We start from the raw sequence: 18,540 nt of genomic DNA on the forward strand, positions 1-18,540 counted from the left end.
AAATCTATGTACCATGAGCAAGTTTATCGACATAAAAGACAGCAATCTTACGCACAGTATAAACATCGATTTTATTGTCAGTGTTTCAGAAGATAGCAACAAAGTAGCTACTATACATTTAAACAATAGGGAAATTATTACGCAATTATCGCTTGAAAAAGTAAAGGTGTTGATAGCTAACGCTTCGCCTTACTGATTATCAGCAAGCCGTATTGTAAATGTACGAGCGTTGAACGCAGCTATAACTGAAGAATCTTAGTATTTAGCGGCGTTAAAATCCATTATAGAATCCTAATTTCAGGTATGACAACTGCTACAAAAATTTTCATTAATTTATGGGTGGGGTAATAGCGGACGAAAATATACCTGTAGGCAAAGGCAATGAAATTTTTGGACGACTACCTGCAATTGCCTGGTGAAACGGAATACGCTTTACGTGTAAAAATTTATAGTTAAGTGCTATCCCAATAACAGACATACTTAATAATATTACAAGCATGGATAACATGATCCAGTCATGAAAGTAATTAATATCTGAAAGTTTAAACGCAATACAATAAATTGTGCCAACCGTCCCTATTGCTGACATGGATAATAAAAATAACTTCATGGTAAATTGTTTTAGATTAAAACTCAGTAAAACAAATTTCTAATGAGAGTATGTTATCTCCCGGTAGTTACTTTTTATATTTCTTCTGAAAGTAGAAACTATCTAATAAAAGTCAGATTTCCAAAGGTACGCTATTGGAATGGATACTAAAGGCTTTTCTTAATAATAATTTATTGTTTATCAGATTATTACTGTTTACCAATTCCTTAACACATAATAGAGTACCTTCACAGAAAACTACAGGATATGCCACATAAAAATGTTGCTGTTATTGTGGCGCATCCCGATGATGAAGTGTTATGGGCAGGTGGTTTCCTGCTCAGTAGTCCTGCCTGGAGATGTTATATTATAAGCTTGTGCAGGAAATATGACACTGACCGTGCGCCTAAATTCCATAAGTCACTTGAGGTTTTACACGCCGCAGGAAATATTGGAAATCTTGATGATGGCCCTGGCCAGCTGCCTATTGACTATAGAGAAATAAAACAACTTATATTGGAGCTTTTGCCCAATAACCATTATGATGTAATTATAACACACAGTCCTGAAGGCGAATATACCCGGCATATACGGCATGAGGAGATTGGCAGGGCAATAATATTGCTTTGGTTTGAAGGAGCATTATCATGCAGGGAGTTATTGTTATTCGCTTATGAGGATGGAGGCGGATCTTATTTGCCCAAAGCCGTAACAACGGCCGACATTTATGTTGAACTACCGGCACAGCTATGGCATCAGAAATACCGCCTTATAACGGAAACTTATGGATTCAGCCCTTCAAGCTGGGAGGCGAGGGTCACTCCAAAAGCAGAGGCGTTTACCAGATTTACAAACAGCAGGGCGGCCATGAGGTGGCTCAATAACATCTACAAAATATGAAAATCCTTGCATTATATGATTATCCATCGGTGCCCGGTGGTCTTTCGACACAGGGAGACCTGCTCTATAGAGGGCTTTTGGCCTTAGGAGTAGATGTGCATGCCGTAAATTCAGAGTCGGATATTGAAAAAGAATGGTATTACAGATGGTTTAAACCGGATATAGTGGTCGGCATAGGGTATTGGGGACATGTCCCCCAACTCGTACTGCATCCGCAAAAATTCGGGATGGTCTGTGTCCCGTGGCTTGTAGCTGACGGATACATAGCCAATTATCAAAGCGTGCTTAACAAGCTGCCATTACTTTTGGTTACTTCCCATTGGGTCAAAGAAATGTACGTAAGGGATGGGATCAGCAGTGGTAACATCCTGGTACTACCTGTCGGCTGTGATACAGATACTTTCAGGCCCCAATCCAAAGAGGATATTAAGATACTTGCCATTCGGCAGGCGCTTAAGGCGGATGCGCACGAATTGTTGATCCTCACCATAGGAGGAGATGCCGCTTCAAAAGGGGCGAGGGAAGTAATGGAAGCGCTCGCAGCTATTAAAGATGAACTACCGCCTTGGAAATACGTTTGCAAAGTCTGGCCACAGCCCAGAACAATGCTACAGAGTGATTGGGATATGAACTACGCGCAGGAATTAGGAATCGGAGACCGGGTGTCATTTCATACCGGGATAGTATCCAGGGCATTTACGCCTTACCTGATAGCAGCATGCGATATTTATGCCGCGCCCTCCCGTCTGGAAGGCTATGGCATGCCACAGGTGGAGGCCGGCGCATGCGGCAAGCCTGTTATTGGCATTAATGCTATGGGTATGCTTGATACCCTGCGCCACGGAAAAACAGCCTATCTGGCGGGGATAGCCAAAAGGATAGTGGTGAACGAAGTAATTCTGGGCGCCGAATCGGGCTATGAGGCCAATAGCGTAGTAGCTTTTGACGAACCACGGACTGTTGACTACAGGGCTAATGTAAACGATATTCAAAACGGCTTAAAGCTGCTCATGAATGATGCGGCACTGCGGGATAAAATGGGAACTGCTGGGCGGGAACGTGTCCTGAATCACTTTGATTACCGTGTAGTGGCCGCCCAATTTTTGAAGATTCTAAACCATAAGTTTGGAATATATTGATACAATTATGGATCTAACATGTAACGAAGTTGAGAAAGCAAAAGCGGCAGCATTACAAGTCCTACTGAATAACATGAACGGGCCGTTCATGGGCCTTCCCAGAACCGCAGCCTGGGGATATCCGGAACCTTATACACGGGACTTGATGTTTTCGGTGTTGGGAATGGCAGCCTCGGGCAACCGCTATTTAATTGGTTCTATAGAAAAAACGTTAACGGTTCTTGCAGGCAATCAGTCACTCAGGGGGCATATCCCCTCTTTTGTGCACGACCCTTTGAACCGGGGGGCAAGCGATACTACACCTTTATTTTTACTTGCTGTTGCTATTTATAGGAGATGTACGGGCAAAACTGAATTTTTGGAGGAAGCTGTGCAAAAAGCCCTGACATGGATGGAATATCAGAGCCCTTCTGACGATTATCTTATTTCACAACAGCCCACCAGCGACTGGCGGGACGAGCAGTGGGTGTTAGGTTATGGGCTCTATGTGAATGTATTGTCATATGCCTATCTGTCGATGCTGGGTTATCCTGAGCGTGCCTTCCAGCTAAAGATTGCGATGCAGGCCTTTACCATTACCAATGGTACCAATCCGCAACACAATACCGGGGCACCGGTACCACAAAAGCCTTACTATGCGCTCTGGGCCTACAAAGAGTATAAAAGCGACCGTTTTGACCTTCTGGGTAACAGTTTAGCTATTATTTCGGGCCTGGCGTCACCCGATATGGCGGAAAGTATGCTGGATTGGATAGAGGGCGAGTGTCTGCAAATGAAGGCGAAAAATGAGCTGGCCGTACCATTGCCTCCCAATTTGTTCCCTTTTATTCTGCCGGGAGATAAAGATTGGCTGCCGAGATACTCACAATATAACCGGCCCGGAGAGTACCATAACGGAGGGATATGGCCCTTTATTTCTGCCCTTCACATTGCTGCGCTTGTAGCTGCCGGAAAGAACCGCCTTGCTGAGGAGAAACTTTTTGAACTGACACGGCTTATAAAAGTGTCAGACAATCCGGATCTTGAGTATGGCTTTAACGAATGGTATAAAGCGCAAACTGCAGAAGCCAAGGGGCAGGATTGGCAAACCTGGTCAGCTTCTTTGTATTTGTATGCTGCCAAGTGCGTAGCGGAAGAAAGGGTGGTGTTTTTTAATGATTTTTAATTCCTATTTATTGGTATGACCAATGAACTTAAACACGTATACACTTTTTCCAAGCGAGGATTTAACTGTTTTTCACTTTGTCAGCACGGGTAGCAAGGGACAAATTCGAAAAATCATCAGATATATGCCAACTTTGAATCCGAAAGTATATAATTTAGGGCTTGCCGATGTACTGTATATTGATGGAAATGAAGATGTGTTCACAGTTGATGACCAGACAGCTAGCGATAATGGCGATATAGATAAACTGGTAGGTACCGTAGCGCGGTCACTTTTGCTGTTCAGCCAACATTATCCAGATGTTTTTGTTGTTTTTGGGAGCATAAACCCGGTTAAGATGCGGCTCTATCGCATAATAGTGCAAAAGTATTACGATGAGCTCAGTAAAACTTTTATTTTATTTGTGGCAAAGCGTCAGGACGATGGAAAAATAGTCAATGTCCCTTTTTATTTCAATGCGAACGTTGATGGTTTTTTTATCAAGCTTAAATCATTTTAAGGCAACTCCACCGGAACTTTTCGGGTACAGTTGAATTTTAAGGCATTATAATGCAAATTAAATTTGTTGAATCTTATTTTTATAACATGGCATTTGAAGAACTTATTTCTATAGAAAGGGTGGATAAACTGACTAAAAAGGAATTTATGGAGTGTTATTACAGGCCTCAGAAACCTGTAGTGATTACAAACCAGATTGATGACTGGCACGCATATACAAAATGGAATTTTCAATTCCTGCGTGAAGTAGCACGTGCCTCTTATGAAATCCGATATGCAGTGGCCTGATCTCGGGCCAAGACTTCTGAAGAGCCTGCCCCTGGTTTTCTTCGGAGGGGAAGATGCAAAAGTTTTCATGCACTATGATATTGATTTCCCCAATATTTTCCATATTCATTTTGCAGGGCGCAAGCAGTGCATTCTGGTCGATCCGAAAGAGAGTAAGTACATGTATCGTTTACCTTATTCGTGGTTATGTAATGAAAGTATTGATTTTGATAACCCGGATTATGAAAAATTCCCCGCTCTTAAAAAGGTCAAGCCCTACATAACCCATCTGGAACATGGAGAAATGCTATATATGCCAGAAGGCTGGTGGCACTATATGAAATACCTTACACCCGGATTTTCTCTGAGCCTGCGTTCATTAGCCGGAAGGCCTAAAAATCTGTTTCGCGGACTGGCTAACGTAACGCTAATCCGGCACTATGATAACTGGATGCGAAGGCACATGGGGCAACAATGGTTAGACTATAAGGATAGGGAATCCGTAAAGAGGACTAATGAATATTTATTCAGGGAAGGCGCTGGAGAAAGAGCCTAATTAAAGGCAGCTGTAGGAGGCAGGCACTTTGTGGGAATTATTATGGAATAAAGCTTTAACTAATTTTTGCACGGTGCCACTTCCGCTTATTGTACACGCATTTCCTGCAATTTATCGAGTTGTCTGCATTATACAGTCAAAGCTGAAAACGCAGGAATTTTACTACTAGCGTCCCTATTTGTCGAAACATTTAAAATTTATACCCCATGCCTATCTGGAAAACAGCATTTTGCACATTCATGTTGTCAGCGATATCCGAGACGCCCTGTATGTACCTCGCTGTGGCAAAAAGTCCCAGATCTGTCTGGAAAGTCAGTCCACCTGCTACGCCAAACTCAAAAGTCTTCAGGTCTTTCCTGAAAGGAGTTGGCGCGTCACCAGTATTTGAGTTTGGGTTGCTATCAATTTCATCATTAAGCAGAAAACTGAATTGCGGCCCAGCCTCCAGGCTGAAGCCTTTAAATAGATAAAACTTAGCCAGAACAGGTACGTTAATATAATCGAGTTGCAGTTCAGCTTTATCGCCATCACTGCCTTCGTATTCGAATTCAGCCCCCTGGCCTGAATATAATGCTTCGGCTTGTATGGAAAAAATCTCCGCAATAGGGAACTCTGCCAGTACACCAGCGTGAAAGCTGACCCGTGATTCCGGGCTCTCAATGCCGCCATTGATTGTTGACAGGTTCGCACCACCCTTCAATCCAAAGCTTACTGCCATGGATTGTGTGTTGCTGCCATTGTCCTGAGCACTGGCCGTCCAGGTTATGCTCAACAGGACTGCTGCTAACACAACTAGTTTACTTTTTTTCATCTTTTTTATTTGTTTAATTAAGCAAAGCTAACCCCTTACTACAGAGCTCATGCCAATTCTGTCACAATTGGTATAAGATTAACCAACACTTTTTCGCAAATAGAAATGCCTTTCGCAACAAACTAATTCAGCTTCATATGTTACTCACATTATGTAAACGTGAGTCATATTAGTCTTTAGAACGTTTTTAACAATTTTTAGAACGTTTTTTGCAACTGGATAAACCAGTGTTATTGCTATTTTGGCAGCACTTAATGCGTTAGTATGAAAAAATATCCCCTTACACAAGCAGGCATTATAGATTTTTATAATGGTTTATCGAAGTATAATGATGCTCAACTTCTAAAGGAAGGAATAGAAATTGCAGAGGATTTTAGAGCTTACATGCATAGTAGGTTTGAAATTGACATATTCCTGCTGGAGGCCATACGGTCGCTTGACGAGAAGATTGTGTGTTCATTGGGCTGGTGCCTGGCCGCTGTGCTCGCAAACAGGGAGTCGTTTTCCATAAAAGGCCCGCTGCTTACCACTTTAATATCCCTGAAAGCAGATATTGCAGGACACATTATAGCCCTTGATTGCCCCATTGCTTTGCGCGTAACGTAGCATCGAGGCATTTAAGATGCCTCGCATATTGCTGCCCTCATGCGGCTGGGAGACCCGCGGGGATAAGTGCAGGCAGTGTATCACCACTGCCTGCTATACTTTTTTATTAAACAGTCGGATCACCAGGCAAGCCATTAGGGCTATCGACGGTGGGATCACACCCATTGGCTTTACGTTCAGCCCAAGCAATCCACTGCTGTGTCTGTTCAGGCATTTCGCCAGCTTCAATTGCTTTTCGCTTCACTTCATGTACAAATGCCCGTATCATCTGTGCCCTGGAAAAAAGCTCCGCCTGTTTTAGCAGAGTATCGGTTTTTTGCTGTTCTTCCCTGCGGCGGGCTTCCGCTTCCTGACGCACTTTTTCCTCCTCTGCTCTTCTTATTGCAGAGAGGCGGCAATCTTCCAGCCATTTGGCTTCCTTTTCCGCATCGATCTCTAAACGCGCGACGATCTTTGCCAGCATGCTTTCCAGTCCGTTTTTATTTTCGAGCCATTGCTTGTCCCAGGAGTGCCTGCCGGTCTTAAGGTGCAGGCGTCCATTGGGAACAATTTCTGATGTCCGCCATGGACCATCGTTGTTATAGACCCGGTTGCCCGATTCACGAAGTGTCAGGTTCAGTTCAATACTACCAATAACGGCATAGGTCGCTGCCTGCCTTACAATGACATTGTGGCCCCGGTATTCCAGCAGCTTAATGAGCGAATCAAAGAGCCGCAGGGCACGCGGCTGCGTGTCCTTTTCAACGTAGATGCTAAGGCAGGAAAAGGGATTTTTAAAGCTGTAGTCCGCTTTGTGCTTTTTGACCGCAGCCCAATGTCGCTTTGTTTCCTTAATGAGGAAATGCGGCTTGTCCAGTTCTTCCGGAACAGTAAGCGGTGCTTTAGGGTCGCCCTTAATTTGCCGTACCAGGAGGGTTTCAGGCGACACATCTGCATTAAACGGATTATCCACCCCCCGCAGGGGCAGTTCAATCGCATACTTTTCCATAATAAAAGCCGGCAGCTTCTCAGGCTTTACCGGCTTGTTATATTTCAGTTTCTGCCAATACCCGTTAAAAGGGATGGGGACTTTGTATTTTTTGCACATCTTGCGAAGGCCGTTATCCGATATCGCGTATGTTTTTGCCAGCTGGCTCAGGGGCGTACTCCATATCAGCTTATGGAATTCCTCACGGGTAAGTATAACTTTTTCCATTGTTATAAAGGTTAAGCATACTGCAAGATAGGTAATTACTACAATTGCAAGGAGTGATAAATCAGGGTAAGGTTGCAGCATCCTGCGCCGCACGAACCCCCGAAAAGGTTTCGTGCGGCGCGCCGCCGCTACAACGGCAGCGGCACAGCCCTGAACTCAGCAAGGTTTAAAAAACAGCCCCTGCCTATGGTAAACCCGTTTCGGAACAGCTGCCACAGCAGCGAGCAGCCTGTCTGTGCCAATGCCGAATTAATGAACAAATCCTGTTTTTCGAGTGCTTCAGCGATCGAGCAGCTTGGCAAGTCATCACTGTCCGACTGCCGCAGCAATTCCCCAAATTCCTCGGTCACAAACGGCAGGCTTTCCACAGTCTCAAACTTCTCCGACTTTGGCTGCTTTACTTTTCCTATAGTGGAAAGGATAGCCTGCCCGCTGTCTTTCCCGTTCCCGAAATCCATCCAGTACCTCGGTGCATTGGCATAAAGGCTGCCGCCTGCCGCTTCTTTAAGCACTTCTGCTATTTCAAAACGCGCGGCTGCCGTGTCCACGCAGGATATGTAAATAGCAGCCTTTGCCTGCCCTGACGGGCTGCCGAATTTCTTATTGACCGCTTTCCACCCTGTGCCGAAAAAGCGATTGCAACGGGTGATGAGCGTAACGGCTTTTGATAATCCTACCTCGCATTCGGCAAACAGCTGCCTGCCCCGATTGGCTTCGGTAATTATATCATCATCCCACACACTCACCTGAAACCCCGCATGCCCGAGGGCTTGCAGGCTGTGGCTCATCCGTGCGAGTGCGGCCAGCACCTGTGAGCCTGTGCCGCCTGCCCCGATAAGGCAGACCTCAATGGGATTGGTCGGGTTCAACAGTTCGGGGGCTATAAAATGGGCTTTTGGTTTCATTGGAGTAGATGTTTTAATTGTTTAGTAGTAGGTATAAGTTCCTGCACAGGAAAAGTGCCTGTCCCCGCAAGGCTTTGGTAAAGGCTGATAAGGTTGCCCTTTACAGGGTTATGCCCGTCAATCAGGTGGCTGAAATAGCTCCCGAAGAAATAGCCTTCCCACACAGTCATAAATTCTTCCAAGGATGCCGAGGGACTGATGCGCACATCCACCGAACCCATGCAAACATTGCCGTTGCGGTACAGGTTAAAAAGCGGCGCACTATACAAAGGCGTGTTCAGGCGGGGCTTTCCTTTGCCAGCAAGGGCAAAGACGAACAGCCTCTTTTTATCCGCAGCCCACACTAGGGCGGGAAGGGGGAGTTCCTGCGGTGCGAAATTGAGGCTTTCGGTGAAATACAGCCTGCGTGCCTGCGGCTTGGTGTACCATACCACGCTGCCGTTCTCGGTGGGGTTGATGTGCAGCACATTGGAAGGCAGCAGCCCTTTCGGCTTGAGAAATGCCTTTGCAGCTGCCTTCCTTGTATCAAGTGCTTTGGAAAGCCCCTGTGCTTCCTTTACCGATAAGGGGCGGGGGTTGACAGGGCAGCCGCTTTCGTCCATATCGTAATGCTCAAGATACAGGTCAGTATCGCTGTCCTCAGGCTTGAATACCACAATAGCGGCAGCAGGGTGGTAGAGGGTCGGTGCTGTATCAGGAGTTTTCATTGTCGGTAGTATTTAGTAAATAGCATAAATCATCCATCAGGGAAAAGAGCCTGCACTCAAAGTCAAGGCTGTCCGCCTCCTGCGCGCGCCCGTCAAAAGTGCGGGTCAGCACAGGCTCTTGTATGTCGCGGCACTCGTTGAACTCGTTGTTCACGCATTCGGACAGGGTATGGTAGAGCCACCCCTCGGTCTCGGCGCAAAAGCCGATGTACTTGTCCATTGTGATGCAGTCCTCGTTATAATCATCATCATCCCCGTGCAGCACTTCGGTATCAGCATGTCGGTACACATGCCCCTGCGGGTGATCCCGCCATAGCCTTAAAGCCTTTTCTGCAATGGAAAGGCACTCACACCCAAAGCGGTTAAGCGGTACAAACTGCTCCACCAACTCGGCAAAGCGGTTGAGGTGGCACGGGCTGGACAGCCTGCGCTGCATCACGTTGCCGATATGCTCCGCAGCGTTCAGCTGCGAACGGTTGCTATTATAGCTTTCTGCTTCCCAATCTGTTCGGTCATTCTCAACCCATTCCCGTATCATATCGTATTGCCAACAGAGGTAGCTGCCCTCATCGGTATAGTAGGGGATGCCCGCCACTTGGTAGAGGTAAGCACAGGTAGCGAGCAGCAGCTGTGCCGCCCGTTTTGTCCTGCGGTCTTGCAGCAGCCGATGCAGCGGCACGACAGGAATGTAGTAAAGCGTGTTGCCCGTGTTATAGGTTTCTTTAGATTGCAGTATAAGGCTTCCCGCAGCATCCCTGTATTCTGCTACTTGCACGTCCTCCTGCCTTGCCCGAAGCAGCTTACGGGCTTCCCATAAGGCTAGAGCCTTGCTGTAGGGATAGCCGAGGGAGCGGGTCTCCATAGGAGTTATGCCGTAATGGCTGCACAGCAGCGTAAAGGAGCGGTAAAAATCTTCCTCATCCCTTGGCGGTACTGTGACAGGCAGCCCTGTAAGGTGGGGCAGGAAGCGCACCTTTAGAAAACCATAGGCAGTAGCCCCTGCGGGGCGGATTGCAGCCTGTCCCGCTGCACCTCGGCGGCATCCTTCCTGCGGCTGAGGTTCAGCAGGAATTGCCCTGCGTTTTGGTGGAGCCCCTTTTGCCTTTTGTTTGTGGGCAGCCGAAGCTGCCCGTTTATGTTTAATCGCATAGTCCATAACTATTAGGTTTATGATTATCCTTTTGTACCCATCATGCTCTCAAATCGGTACTGCACTTTATCATCGCTGATGACAGGGCCGCTTATCTTGGCAGTGGTCAGTATGGGGTAGGTATTGGCATAGAATTGCAGCACGGCATCTACGCTCCATTTCGCATCGGGGTCGGTAAGGGTGATGTCATTCCCTTTCTCCCGCATCAGGAATATCCTCGGCATTTGACTGGCTATCAGCATAATCTTCGGTATTAGGTTCTGTATTTACTTCCTCTTGCTCCTCGGCAGGCTGCGCTGCCCCGAACAGGTCGGGGGCGAACTGCGCCTTAAGGCTGTCCCTGCGCTTGCGCAACTGTTCCGCCTTGTCAGGGTACTCGGTCGGCTGCGGCACTTTGCACCATGCTTCCTTGTATTTTCCCTCGGCTTCCAAAGCATCCACCTGCTTCATCGCCTCGAGGAATTTCTTTTCCTTGGGGCTTACCTCGGGGGCAGGCTTGTCAGCTTTCTCGGTTTTCTTCTTCTCCATTGCGGAGTTTTTCTTGGCTTCTTCCTGCCCTTTGAGGTACTGCTCCATGTTGGTCAGCAGTTGCGAGGTCGCCAGTACAGGGGCTGCAATGTTGGGGAAAAAGCCCTCGCCGAGTTCCTGCGGTGTCCCTTTCAATATCAGCGGCGGGATGTGCGCCTTTGCGGCATCGCCGCAGGCATCGTTCTGCAACAGCACCGAAACGGTCAGCTGCTCGCCATCCCTGCGCAGGGTCAGGTTCAGGCAGCCCTCAAACCCAAGGGCTGCGACCTGGCTGAAAAAATTCGTAATTGCCATAATTCTAATTTTTAGGTTCTTCAAAGTGGGGGCTGCTCTCCACAATCCCCCGTAAAAGGTTCTCCGCTTGTCGTGCATCAAAAGCATCTTGTGCGCTCATCCCGAGGCTGCCCAACTGCCCGAAGCAGGGCAGTACTTTTTGAATTACCGCAATGGCAGCCTTTTCTGTGGTTTGGGCAAGGCGGCTCATGGGGATGCGGTATAATGGTTGAACAATAGCTGTACGGCAAGCCTGTAGCGGCTGTTCTCGGGCAGGGGCGGCACGCTTGCAGCGTGCTTTACGATGCAGTCAATGGTAAAGATGGCGATGTACCCGTCAAATAACTGGTCGGAAAACAGGCTTGTGCTTTTGGCTAGCTTCTGCCCGTAGTGGTTTATAATCTCCCGTGCCTGCTCGGCAAGCTGCAGCCAAAAGTCCAAGGGCAGCAGGGTATTCTCCCACGTACTGCGCAGGGTCTCTTCGTTTTCGTTCAAAAAGGAGTGCGCCGCCGTAAGGCTGTCGAGTATGCCCTGAACCTGTTCAGGGAAAAGCGTGGCGAGCAGCTTGCCCTTGTCCACGTTGTTCATGCTTTGGAGTGGTTTCATAGCGATAAGTTTGTGCAGCCCCGCACGGCGGGGCTGCGGTTATACATCAGTTCAGGTGCAGGGCAGCCGCCCCGCCTTTTACAAAATCGGTGCAGAGGTCAAAGGCCTTTTGCGCCCTTGCCTGCGCCGTACCGCCGAGGTAGATGCTTTTGAGCTTGTCCTCATCGGATTTAAAATTGCGCACATTCTGGTAGTAGCCTGTCACGGCGTTGTACGCCCCGAAGACTGTCCCTTTGGTGGTCTCCATCTGCTGCGTGTCGCTTGCCATCGCATAGCCGAAAGCCGCATCACACGCATTTTTGAATACGCTCGAAAGCTCCTCGTCCGCACCTTTTTTCAGAAGAGCAAGGGTTTCGTTGTTCGGGCAGAGTGCCAACTGTATCAGCTTTTTGGCCTGTGCATCCTCAATACGCACTTTAGCCCAGTCGTTGAAGATGCCCTCCAACTGTACCGACAGGTTATCGGCAAGCCCCATCACCCTGTGGGCATCCTCCAACCGCTGTTTTGCATTTGCCGTGTGCCTGATGCGCACCACGTGCGACATATTGCGCAGGGCTGCGTTAAGGGTATTTTGGCAAACGATGCGGATAGGGGTAAAGGCTGCCGTAATGCTTCCTGAACCATCGTGAGAGGTGGTCAGGAAGATGTACTTCTCGGTTACATCGTCCCCGCTGCCCACGCGGATATACCCGGGCAGCTTGGCAGTAATGAAAATGCGCTCCCCTTGCCCGATAGCCCCTGCGGTCTCGTATAAGATACCGTCCCCGCCGCCCACAATGGCATCAAAGAAGGCGAAAGCATCGGCGTTCTGCACGATTTGGTAATCCTTGCCCACCACGCCAAAAATGGCATTGGTATCGGTGCGCATGGTGGCGTACTGGTCAGGTACGGCAAAGTCAATAGCAGGCTCTGTGCCTTTAGCAAAGAGGGGCGCTTTTACCACCTCATAGTCAAGCCCCGCAAAAGCAATCGCCTCACGGCTTGTCGGGTACTCCTGCACGGTTTGCCCAAGGGCGTGCCATGCTTTTTCCTTTAAGCTGAAAAAAGAGTATTTTCCAGTCAGTTCGTTGAAATTCAGGTTATGTGCCATGATAATTTAATTTAAAAGTTAAACACGATGTTCGCTGTTCAGAAGGGAAGGTCATCTTCCTGCCCGTTGGGCTGTACCTGCCTGCCTGTAACTTCTGCCGCCACAGGCTCCGCCTTCGGGTGCCTTTCCGCCTGCGGCTTCTCTGCTGTAGCCCCACCACCGTGCAGGATAATTTTCCAGGTGTTGAAATTCAGCCCCGCCCTGGCGTTGCCTTCGCTGTCCACCCATGCCCGTGTGCTCACCCGCCCCGAGAGTTCCACAATAGTCCCTTTGGTGAGGTACTGCGCTACGGCTGTGCCTATCCAGTAGGAACAGTCAAAAAATTCGGTCTGCGTAACCCGCTCCCCGTTCTTTGCCTTGTAGCTGTCATTGACCGCCACAGAGAAATTCACCACCTGCCTGCCTTCTGACACGCTGCGCACCTGCGCATCCGCTGTCACCCGTCCTGTAATGTCCATAATCGAAATGTTTTTAGTTTGACACTATTTTCAATATGCTTCCCCAAATCCCGCATAACATTTTTTCAAAAGAAAAACGGAAAAAAAGAAAGCCAGCCCAAAGCGGGCGGTAAGGGCGCGGAGTGCTATAAGTCCCGGAGGGTGGGCACGCGGTGAGCGGGGCCATTATGCGCATGCAGCGCACGCCGCCCACTAGCTTAGCTGCCCTTTTTGGCCGTTTTCGCCTTGGAAATGTAACGTCTGAACCTGAAGTTGTTTAAAGCAGGTATTTTTACGTATTGCAAATGCAGTATTGTCTTGCTAAATTGCTTTCTGGAAAATAGATAACTATGGCAGATAAAATTGGCAGGAACGACCCTTGCCCTTGCGGATCAGGAAAGAAGAATAAGAAATGTCATAATATAGACAGATTGCCGGATATGCCTAAACATAGAAGGCAGGTAAGTGTATCGGCTTTCGAAAAATTCGCAGAGGAGCACGACTCCCATGGTTTACTGAATGCAATTACAGCTCTGCAGCTCCTTCCACAGAATCATGGGAAAAATGTACGGATTGAGGAAATAATAGCTCTCGCGATTCAACATTTAGGACCGGGAAGACCTATACAGACTGACGGTTTTCAAAAGCTTCTCAAATCTGAATTTCCGAACAATCACATGGAAGACCCTGCTGAGAACCTGTTTACTGAAAATGCCTCCTTTTATTACGGGAATCATGTGGTCTTCCCGGGTATAGCATCCCACCCAGGTGAAATATTCCGTGTCCTGACCCATATAATTTTTAATACTCCCTTGGAGCTTCCCGAAGTATTCAGGGCAAGGGTTTATCAGGGCATCACTCTCTTATTGAATTTTGCTGACCATATTGCGGAACTGGGGGGAATCACCGGAAATCTTGAGAAGAAAGATTCAGATGGTTATATTTCAGTTCAATCCGATCCCCCTGATTATTCCCTTACAATTGAAGCTTTCAAAGACCTCTGTGCGCTATTGGGTATTGATCCAAGGGCGATAAACGACTTTATACTTACAACGGATAGGCAAGACCTTTCTAATGGTGATCCGACCTTTGCGCCTATCTTATACTATCCTATCATAGCATATCAAAATAGTTTTTATTATCTGTTGGTCTCTAATCAGCTCAACACCCTTAATGAGTACATACTGAGGATGGCTGCAGAATACGGATGCCAGGAAGTATTGATGATGGGATATAGAAAGGAACTCTGGAATCAGGTACTTTTTGCCTGCAATGAAATGGGGTGGCGCTTGACTGATATCGACATTCCGCCTTATCCCGGAGATAATGCGCCAATGGAAGCTATTTTCCATTTCGATAATAATCGCCTTGCTTACGTAGTGCTTGATACTCCACTATTGATCCCGGATATCTTTGAAAACCCCGGAACCGAACATAGACCCAAAGGATTATCAAAGCATATGAAATCGGTCCTTGACGAGCTTAAATCGCGTGAGGACCTGAGGGATTGCCAGTTTCTAGTAATGCAGCTATTTGATTCTTGCGGCAGGATGCATTTTGGTGGAATTGATAGCCCTAAAGACAGGGAGTATAAGCTTGCGTTTCCTGTGCATGATTTCCTGCTCTTGTACAAGGGAGAGGATTGGGACCAGCACAGCCTTTGGAAATTTGCCAAGGCATTTGCCAGATTTATAGAAAGGTCAAGGACGATGTCAGGCATCGTCGAATTGTACAGCATGTATAAGCGTAAGAGTTCAAGCTTTTATTTTTCAGATGACGCGGCACCAGATTTTTTAACTATTGTTCCGGGGGAAGGGAGCGAACTCATCAGGGCTGCAAAACTTAAGGAAAATTTTCATGCTGCACCTTTTTCAGAAGGTGGGGAAATCCATTTTTACCCGGTGGTCTCTTGTGGCGATTTTGCCCCGATTTATAAGCCGGCTCGGCCAGCAGGTTATTTTATAGAGGGTCTGGAAGGTTACCGGTATCCGATCTGGATGGTGAACCGGCAGGTCAAAAACAATAAAATGGCCAGTACTGTGCGACTCTACACCAATGCGCTGTCATTTTGGCTTAGCAAAATGATGCCTTCGTTAGCAGACATAATCAATCCTGTGCTAGATAGCCCCCTTACAGTCGAGTTAGTCTTGGATAATGAGCTTTTCCAGGATGCGCCGTCGGGTGTACTGGCGCCGCAGGTTTTCGAGCATTATGATATGCATCTTGCAGATGAAGTGCTGGTGCTCAATGTACCCTTAACATCATTACGTTCATTTGCGGGGCCAGTTAATGAAGGAGAACGGCATATGGTCAGGAATTTCCTGGAGGGGCTCAATTTAATCGGTTGTGAGGGGCTGGCATCTGATTACATTACCGAAATGATTGATACATATATGCCGCTGGGCCAGGCAAAAATGATATTAGTATCCGATAGCCAAACTGACATGATGATCGATATGAGGTGGCTTGTGAAACCATTTCTTATGTCTGATGCCGAACTCGAAATGCTAATGGATGAACTTCCGCTATTGATTAGTGCAGAAATCGAAATACCTGATAAAATTGCTTCAAAAGAAGATAAAAGGCGATTATTCAATACGGCTACAATGGTACTGTTATCTATGTTAGCAGCTGAAGTAAGTCAATTTGATCATGTTGCACTCTTAAGAGTGCTTATGAATCTGCATGAATCGATTGTGCGGAAGAGGGAATATGAGAAGACCATCATCCCTGCTCAGCTGCTGTGCTTTGGTGGGATGGAGGCAAAACTGGATGAAATTGCGGAAAATGAGCACAAACAGGTACGGACATCAGTAGCGTTGCGGAACCTTATTGAGTATTTGGCCGCCCAGCCTGCACAGGGTCATTTGGATCCATCACTCGATGATGTGGACAGGCTCTTAGCCATTATGCATGAAATAACTAATTTCGGTATGATGAGCGATGCCGTGCACTTTGATATGGACGACCCTGAAGTAGGAATGTTGCCCTCCGGACGCATCGGATTTACTTCAGAACTTTTCTCAGACAAGATGGTGCCTTTTGCGCAGGCAAACATTAAAGCGGACGTTGATACGAAGCTCGAGAGTTTCTCCGATCGTTTTGAAATTTATCAGGAAGAGGAGGAAGAAATATCTGAAGAGATTGCAGCTATAGTCAAGTCACATGATGATGCTTTTCTGGAAGATTGGGGAATTAGCTGGACGAATCTTATCCATATGTTCCACATGGCGGTTAAATTTTGCATAGATGCAGAAGATTCGGTTATTATAATAGATGAAGAAGTGTTTATAAAACGCGTTGTAAATGAGGCCAGTATTCCAGAACAGCAGGTACGCAATGGGTTGGAGAAGTTACAGCTATTTCCCCGTGAATCTTATTTGAAGGCGCCTGAAGGCTATACTAATAACGAAGTTTTTCCGTGGAAATATAACCGTGAATTCAGCCTGACACGAAGATTTATGGTAAGTATACCGGCCCATGACGGTAAAACTAACCTTATGTGGGGATTTCGTGGGGCGACAGCGGCGAGGCACCAACTTTATTACCTGTTGCGTGGAGGCAGGCTGAACAATGGCGGAACAGAGATCAAAAAGTTGATTGGCAGCTATACGGAAGAAAGGGGAACTGATTTTCGCAACGCAGTCCGCGACTGGCTTAAAGAGCAGCCCGGATTTGAAGTTATTGACTATGAGGTTGCCATCAGGCCTGGCGGACCACTCAATGCTCAAAAGGTTTATGGGGATGTTGACGTGTTAGCGATGCATAAGCCGTCCCGGACGGTATTTAGCCTGGAATGTAAAAATACAACGCAGGCTAAAAATATACATGAAATGAAAACGGAGATGGATAGATATCTTGGCAGAAATGGGGGAAGGGGAATGGTTGATAAGCATATTGACAGAGATGTGTGGCTTCAAGATAACATTAATCAGTTGCAAAGGCTATTCAAAACTGATGAGGATATTGTGGTGAAGTCATTAATGATATCTTCTCAGGTGATTCCGACCGCATATATCAAGGCCGATTCCCTGCCGATGCCAATTATTGCATTTCCTGACCTAAGGCGTATGGGTATTTCGATTTTGCTTAACTGATTTTAGGCCATTGCATAAAAAAACCAGCCCTATTGGGCTGGTTATATATATTTTTATGTTCAATGTGCCTTAGATGGGTTCCCTGCTTTAGCTTCCTGTAGTGACTGCTGCGCTGCAGCTACGTTAGTGTACTCTGTTTGCATTTCCATATGTGCCTCCTCTTCTGTATTACGGTTAGTGATAATCTCTTTATTCTCAGTCGCTTTCGCGCCCTCATTTGCCAATTCGTTGGCAATTACATAACATTCGCCTCCATGTGCGATAACCAAAATTAAATAACCCAGTAAAGTAAGGAACCTCAATCTATTTTTTATGACATCAAACTTCTCATGAGTTCGTTGTTAATATAACAAAGGTATCAATTTTTTCTAGGTTAAACAAATTGCTTAACTATTTGCTAATTTAGGATACTATGTTTAACTTGTCTAAAGGCCAAATTAATCCTCGGAAGCATTTCTTTCGTTGACTTCGGAATATGATGCTCCCAAAAAGTATTGGTCGTCCCTGACATCAGCAATAAAGTTCCGTGATGCAGAGGAATCTCCAGCTGTGGTGGTACTTTGCTTTTATGGCGGAACCGGAACGGCCTTGTCTGTCCAAAGGTAACGGAAGCAATGCTTGGATTTTTTCCTATTTTATGCTCCTTATCCGAATGCCATGCGACACTATCGTTGCCATTGCGGTACAGGTTCAACAGTACCGCATTAAATTCAAGCTCGGTCTCAAGTTGAACTTTATCCCGAAGCGCAAGTAGGTCAGGCGTCCATGGCAATACACTTTCACCGGCTTCTTCCTGCTCCCCATACCAGGCAATCATCCGCGGGGCAGTAACAACCTTATCATACATCGGCATCCGGTACTCATGCCATGGCGTATTGTGCAGCAGGATGTTATAATAATGGTCTGCTTCTTCCTTTGAAATGAATCCATCATATTTCATGAGCTCGAGGTCTGGAAGGTCATATGTTTTCTTGCCTTCAGTCCCTGTGGTAAACATATCGGTATCGTTAAACAAAGTCAT

General features: G+C 46.8%; 24 protein-coding genes. 9 read left to right on the forward strand and 15 right to left on the reverse strand.

All coding sequences use genetic code 11. The features are described from left to right. The first annotated feature begins 13 nt into the window (after nucleotides 1–13). Nucleotides 14–196 (forward strand): hypothetical protein, encoded by a 183-nt coding sequence (locus GSF09_RS00120; protein WP_159798890.1) that lies wholly within the window; start codon nucleotides 14–16, stop codon nucleotides 194–196. Nucleotides 197–328: 132 nt separating this feature from the next. Here the strand turns inward: GSF09_RS00120 and GSF09_RS00125 are convergent, their stop codons facing one another. Continuing rightward, a complete protein-coding gene (locus GSF09_RS00125; protein WP_159798891.1) occupies nucleotides 329–610 on the reverse strand; it encodes a hypothetical protein in 282 nt (93 codons plus the stop codon). A gap of 246 nt (nucleotides 611–856) precedes the next feature. On the opposite strand from GSF09_RS00125, the gene GSF09_RS00130 reads away from it, so the two are divergent. From GSF09_RS00130 to GSF09_RS00150, 6 genes are all read left to right on the forward strand, one after another. Next, nucleotides 857–1,489 (forward strand): PIG-L deacetylase family protein, encoded by a 633-nt coding sequence (locus GSF09_RS00130; protein ID WP_159798892.1) that lies wholly within the window; start codon nucleotides 857–859, stop codon nucleotides 1,487–1,489. 29 nt (nucleotides 1,490–1,518) lie between these two features. Next, entirely contained in the window at nucleotides 1,519–2,628 is a 1,110-nt protein-coding gene (locus GSF09_RS00135; RefSeq protein ID WP_236564824.1) for a glycosyltransferase family 4 protein, read from the forward strand. Between the two features lie 7 nt (nucleotides 2,629–2,635). Further along, entirely contained in the window at nucleotides 2,636–3,793 is a 1,158-nt protein-coding gene (locus GSF09_RS00140; protein ID WP_159798894.1) for a glycoside hydrolase 100 family protein, read from the forward strand. Between the two features lie 22 nt (nucleotides 3,794–3,815). After that, nucleotides 3,816–4,292 (forward strand): hypothetical protein, encoded by a 477-nt coding sequence (locus GSF09_RS00145; protein ID WP_159798895.1) that lies wholly within the window; start codon nucleotides 3,816–3,818, stop codon nucleotides 4,290–4,292. A gap of 86 nt (nucleotides 4,293–4,378) precedes the next feature. Next, a complete protein-coding gene (locus GSF09_RS13815) occupies nucleotides 4,379–4,579 on the forward strand; it encodes a hypothetical protein (protein ID WP_370515954.1) in 201 nt (66 codons plus the stop codon). Continuing rightward, nucleotides 4,554–5,114 carry a cupin-like domain-containing protein gene (locus GSF09_RS00150; protein WP_370515955.1) on the forward strand — a complete coding sequence of 187 codons (561 nt, stop codon included), beginning with the start codon at nucleotides 4,554–4,556 and terminating at the stop codon, nucleotides 5,112–5,114. Before GSF09_RS13815 ends, GSF09_RS00150 begins: the two co-directional genes overlap by 26 nt. A 190-nt stretch (nucleotides 5,115–5,304) precedes the next feature. Here GSF09_RS00150 and GSF09_RS00155 read toward each other — a convergent pair whose 3' ends face one another. Further along, nucleotides 5,305–5,925, reverse strand: a complete 621-nt coding sequence (locus tag GSF09_RS00155; RefSeq protein WP_159798896.1) for a porin family protein — start codon at nucleotides 5,923–5,925, stop codon at nucleotides 5,305–5,307. 264 nt (nucleotides 5,926–6,189) lie between these two features. Between GSF09_RS00155 and GSF09_RS00160 the strand changes: the two genes are divergently transcribed. After that, nucleotides 6,190–6,531 (forward strand): hypothetical protein, encoded by a 342-nt coding sequence (locus tag GSF09_RS00160; protein ID WP_159798897.1) that lies wholly within the window; start codon nucleotides 6,190–6,192, stop codon nucleotides 6,529–6,531. 106 nt (nucleotides 6,532–6,637) lie between these two features. Here the strand turns inward: GSF09_RS00160 and GSF09_RS00165 are convergent, their stop codons facing one another. The 11 genes from GSF09_RS00165 to GSF09_RS00215 form a co-directional block, all read right to left on the reverse strand. After that, the gene (locus GSF09_RS00165; RefSeq protein WP_159798898.1) at nucleotides 6,638–7,726 is read right to left on the reverse strand and encodes a hypothetical protein; all 1,089 of its coding nucleotides are present in this window, start codon (nucleotides 7,724–7,726) and stop codon (nucleotides 6,638–6,640) included. A gap of 128 nt (nucleotides 7,727–7,854) precedes the next feature. After that, a complete protein-coding gene (locus tag GSF09_RS00170; RefSeq protein ID WP_159798899.1) occupies nucleotides 7,855–8,631 on the reverse strand; it encodes a PRTRC system ThiF family protein in 777 nt (258 codons plus the stop codon). Then, on the reverse strand, nucleotides 8,628–9,338 hold the full coding sequence (locus GSF09_RS00175) for a PRTRC system protein B (protein ID WP_159798900.1): 711 nt from the start codon (nucleotides 9,336–9,338) through the stop codon (nucleotides 8,628–8,630). The genes GSF09_RS00170 and GSF09_RS00175 overlap by 4 nt, the downstream gene beginning before the upstream one ends. Continuing rightward, a complete protein-coding gene (locus GSF09_RS00180) occupies nucleotides 9,325–10,200 on the reverse strand; it encodes a hypothetical protein (RefSeq protein WP_159798901.1) in 876 nt (291 codons plus the stop codon). The genes GSF09_RS00175 and GSF09_RS00180 overlap by 14 nt, the downstream gene beginning before the upstream one ends. A 113-nt stretch (nucleotides 10,201–10,313) precedes the next feature. Then, a complete protein-coding gene (locus GSF09_RS00185) occupies nucleotides 10,314–10,487 on the reverse strand; it encodes a hypothetical protein (protein ID WP_159798902.1) in 174 nt (57 codons plus the stop codon). Between the two features lie 24 nt (nucleotides 10,488–10,511). Further along, nucleotides 10,512–10,730, reverse strand: coding sequence for a PRTRC system protein C (locus GSF09_RS00190; RefSeq protein ID WP_159798903.1), 219 nt, complete (start codon nucleotides 10,728–10,730; stop codon nucleotides 10,512–10,514). Beyond that, the gene (locus tag GSF09_RS00195) at nucleotides 10,675–11,310 is read right to left on the reverse strand and encodes a PRTRC system protein E (protein ID WP_159798904.1); all 636 of its coding nucleotides are present in this window, start codon (nucleotides 11,308–11,310) and stop codon (nucleotides 10,675–10,677) included. The genes GSF09_RS00190 and GSF09_RS00195 overlap by 56 nt, the downstream gene beginning before the upstream one ends. A gap of 4 nt (nucleotides 11,311–11,314) precedes the next feature. Further along, nucleotides 11,315–11,500, reverse strand: coding sequence for a hypothetical protein (locus GSF09_RS00200; protein WP_159798905.1), 186 nt, complete (start codon nucleotides 11,498–11,500; stop codon nucleotides 11,315–11,317). Next, the gene (locus tag GSF09_RS00205) at nucleotides 11,497–11,895 is read right to left on the reverse strand and encodes a hypothetical protein (protein ID WP_159798906.1); all 399 of its coding nucleotides are present in this window, start codon (nucleotides 11,893–11,895) and stop codon (nucleotides 11,497–11,499) included. Before GSF09_RS00205 ends, GSF09_RS00200 begins: the two co-directional genes overlap by 4 nt. 46 nt (nucleotides 11,896–11,941) lie before the next feature. Then, nucleotides 11,942–12,985 (reverse strand): DUF932 domain-containing protein, encoded by a 1,044-nt coding sequence (locus tag GSF09_RS00210; RefSeq protein WP_159798907.1) that lies wholly within the window; start codon nucleotides 12,983–12,985, stop codon nucleotides 11,942–11,944. Between the two features lie 38 nt (nucleotides 12,986–13,023). Continuing rightward, complete coding sequence (locus GSF09_RS00215) at nucleotides 13,024–13,443, reverse strand: single-stranded DNA-binding protein (RefSeq protein ID WP_159798908.1); 420 nt, start codon at nucleotides 13,441–13,443, stop codon at nucleotides 13,024–13,026. A gap of 329 nt (nucleotides 13,444–13,772) precedes the next feature. On the opposite strand from GSF09_RS00215, the gene GSF09_RS00220 reads away from it, so the two are divergent. After that, nucleotides 13,773–17,519, forward strand: coding sequence for a YecA family protein (locus GSF09_RS00220; protein ID WP_159798909.1), 3,747 nt, complete (start codon nucleotides 13,773–13,775; stop codon nucleotides 17,517–17,519). A 59-nt stretch (nucleotides 17,520–17,578) separates the two neighbouring features. Here GSF09_RS00220 and GSF09_RS00225 read toward each other — a convergent pair whose 3' ends face one another. Then, nucleotides 17,579–17,821: a hypothetical protein gene (locus tag GSF09_RS00225; protein ID WP_159798910.1), complete on the reverse strand. Its 243-nt coding sequence runs from the start codon at nucleotides 17,819–17,821 to the stop codon at nucleotides 17,579–17,581. 95 nt (nucleotides 17,822–17,916) lie between these two features. Then, nucleotides 17,917–18,540: an alpha-ketoglutarate-dependent dioxygenase AlkB gene (locus GSF09_RS00230; protein WP_159798911.1), complete on the reverse strand. Its 624-nt coding sequence runs from the start codon at nucleotides 18,538–18,540 to the stop codon at nucleotides 17,917–17,919.

The organism is Flavobacterium sp. MK4S-17 (assembly GCF_009848495.1).
Lineage (GTDB): Bacteria > Bacteroidota > Bacteroidia > Flavobacteriales > Flavobacteriaceae > Flavobacterium.

Bases quoted from the DNA above. Each gene is read 5' to 3' on its own strand.
- GSF09_RS00195 (WP_159798904.1), bottom strand. From the start codon at position 11,310: ATGGCAATTACGAATTTTTTCAGCCAGGTCGCAGCCCTTGGGTTTGAG.
- GSF09_RS00215 (WP_159798908.1), bottom strand. From the start codon at position 13,443: ATGGACATTACAGGACGGGTGACAGCGGATGCGCAGGTGCGCAGCGTG.
- GSF09_RS00230 (WP_159798911.1), bottom strand. From the start codon at position 18,540: ATGACTTTGTTTAACGATACCGATATGTTTACCACAGGGACTGAAGGC.
- GSF09_RS00130 (WP_159798892.1), top strand. From the start codon at position 857: ATGCCACATAAAAATGTTGCTGTTATTGTGGCGCATCCCGATGATGAA.
- GSF09_RS00160 (WP_159798897.1), top strand. From the start codon at position 6,190: ATGAAAAAATATCCCCTTACACAAGCAGGCATTATAGATTTTTATAAT.
- GSF09_RS00145 (WP_159798895.1), top strand. From the start codon at position 3,816: ATGAACTTAAACACGTATACACTTTTTCCAAGCGAGGATTTAACTGTT.
- GSF09_RS13815 (WP_370515954.1), top strand. From the start codon at position 4,379: ATGGCATTTGAAGAACTTATTTCTATAGAAAGGGTGGATAAACTGACT.
- GSF09_RS00125 (WP_159798891.1), bottom strand. From the start codon at position 610: ATGAAGTTATTTTTATTATCCATGTCAGCAATAGGGACGGTTGGCACA.
- GSF09_RS00155 (WP_159798896.1), bottom strand. From the start codon at position 5,925: ATGAAAAAAAGTAAACTAGTTGTGTTAGCAGCAGTCCTGTTGAGCATA.
- GSF09_RS00185 (WP_159798902.1), bottom strand. From the start codon at position 10,487: ATGCGATTAAACATAAACGGGCAGCTTCGGCTGCCCACAAACAAAAGG.
- GSF09_RS00150 (WP_370515955.1), top strand. From the start codon at position 4,554: ATGAAATCCGATATGCAGTGGCCTGATCTCGGGCCAAGACTTCTGAAG.
- GSF09_RS00220 (WP_159798909.1), top strand. From the start codon at position 13,773: ATGGCAGATAAAATTGGCAGGAACGACCCTTGCCCTTGCGGATCAGGA.
- GSF09_RS00190 (WP_159798903.1), bottom strand. From the start codon at position 10,730: ATGCTGATAGCCAGTCAAATGCCGAGGATATTCCTGATGCGGGAGAAA.
- GSF09_RS00120 (WP_159798890.1), top strand. From the start codon at position 14: ATGAGCAAGTTTATCGACATAAAAGACAGCAATCTTACGCACAGTATA.
- GSF09_RS00210 (WP_159798907.1), bottom strand. From the start codon at position 12,985: ATGGCACATAACCTGAATTTCAACGAACTGACTGGAAAATACTCTTTT.
- GSF09_RS00140 (WP_159798894.1), top strand. From the start codon at position 2,636: ATGGATCTAACATGTAACGAAGTTGAGAAAGCAAAAGCGGCAGCATTA.
- GSF09_RS00180 (WP_159798901.1), bottom strand. From the start codon at position 10,200: ATGGAGACCCGCTCCCTCGGCTATCCCTACAGCAAGGCTCTAGCCTTA.
- GSF09_RS00175 (WP_159798900.1), bottom strand. From the start codon at position 9,338: ATGAAAACTCCTGATACAGCACCGACCCTCTACCACCCTGCTGCCGCT.
- GSF09_RS00170 (WP_159798899.1), bottom strand. From the start codon at position 8,631: ATGAAACCAAAAGCCCATTTTATAGCCCCCGAACTGTTGAACCCGACC.
- GSF09_RS00165 (WP_159798898.1), bottom strand. From the start codon at position 7,726: ATGGAAAAAGTTATACTTACCCGTGAGGAATTCCATAAGCTGATATGG.
- GSF09_RS00200 (WP_159798905.1), bottom strand. From the start codon at position 11,500: ATGAGCCGCCTTGCCCAAACCACAGAAAAGGCTGCCATTGCGGTAATT.
- GSF09_RS00205 (WP_159798906.1), bottom strand. From the start codon at position 11,895: ATGAAACCACTCCAAAGCATGAACAACGTGGACAAGGGCAAGCTGCTC.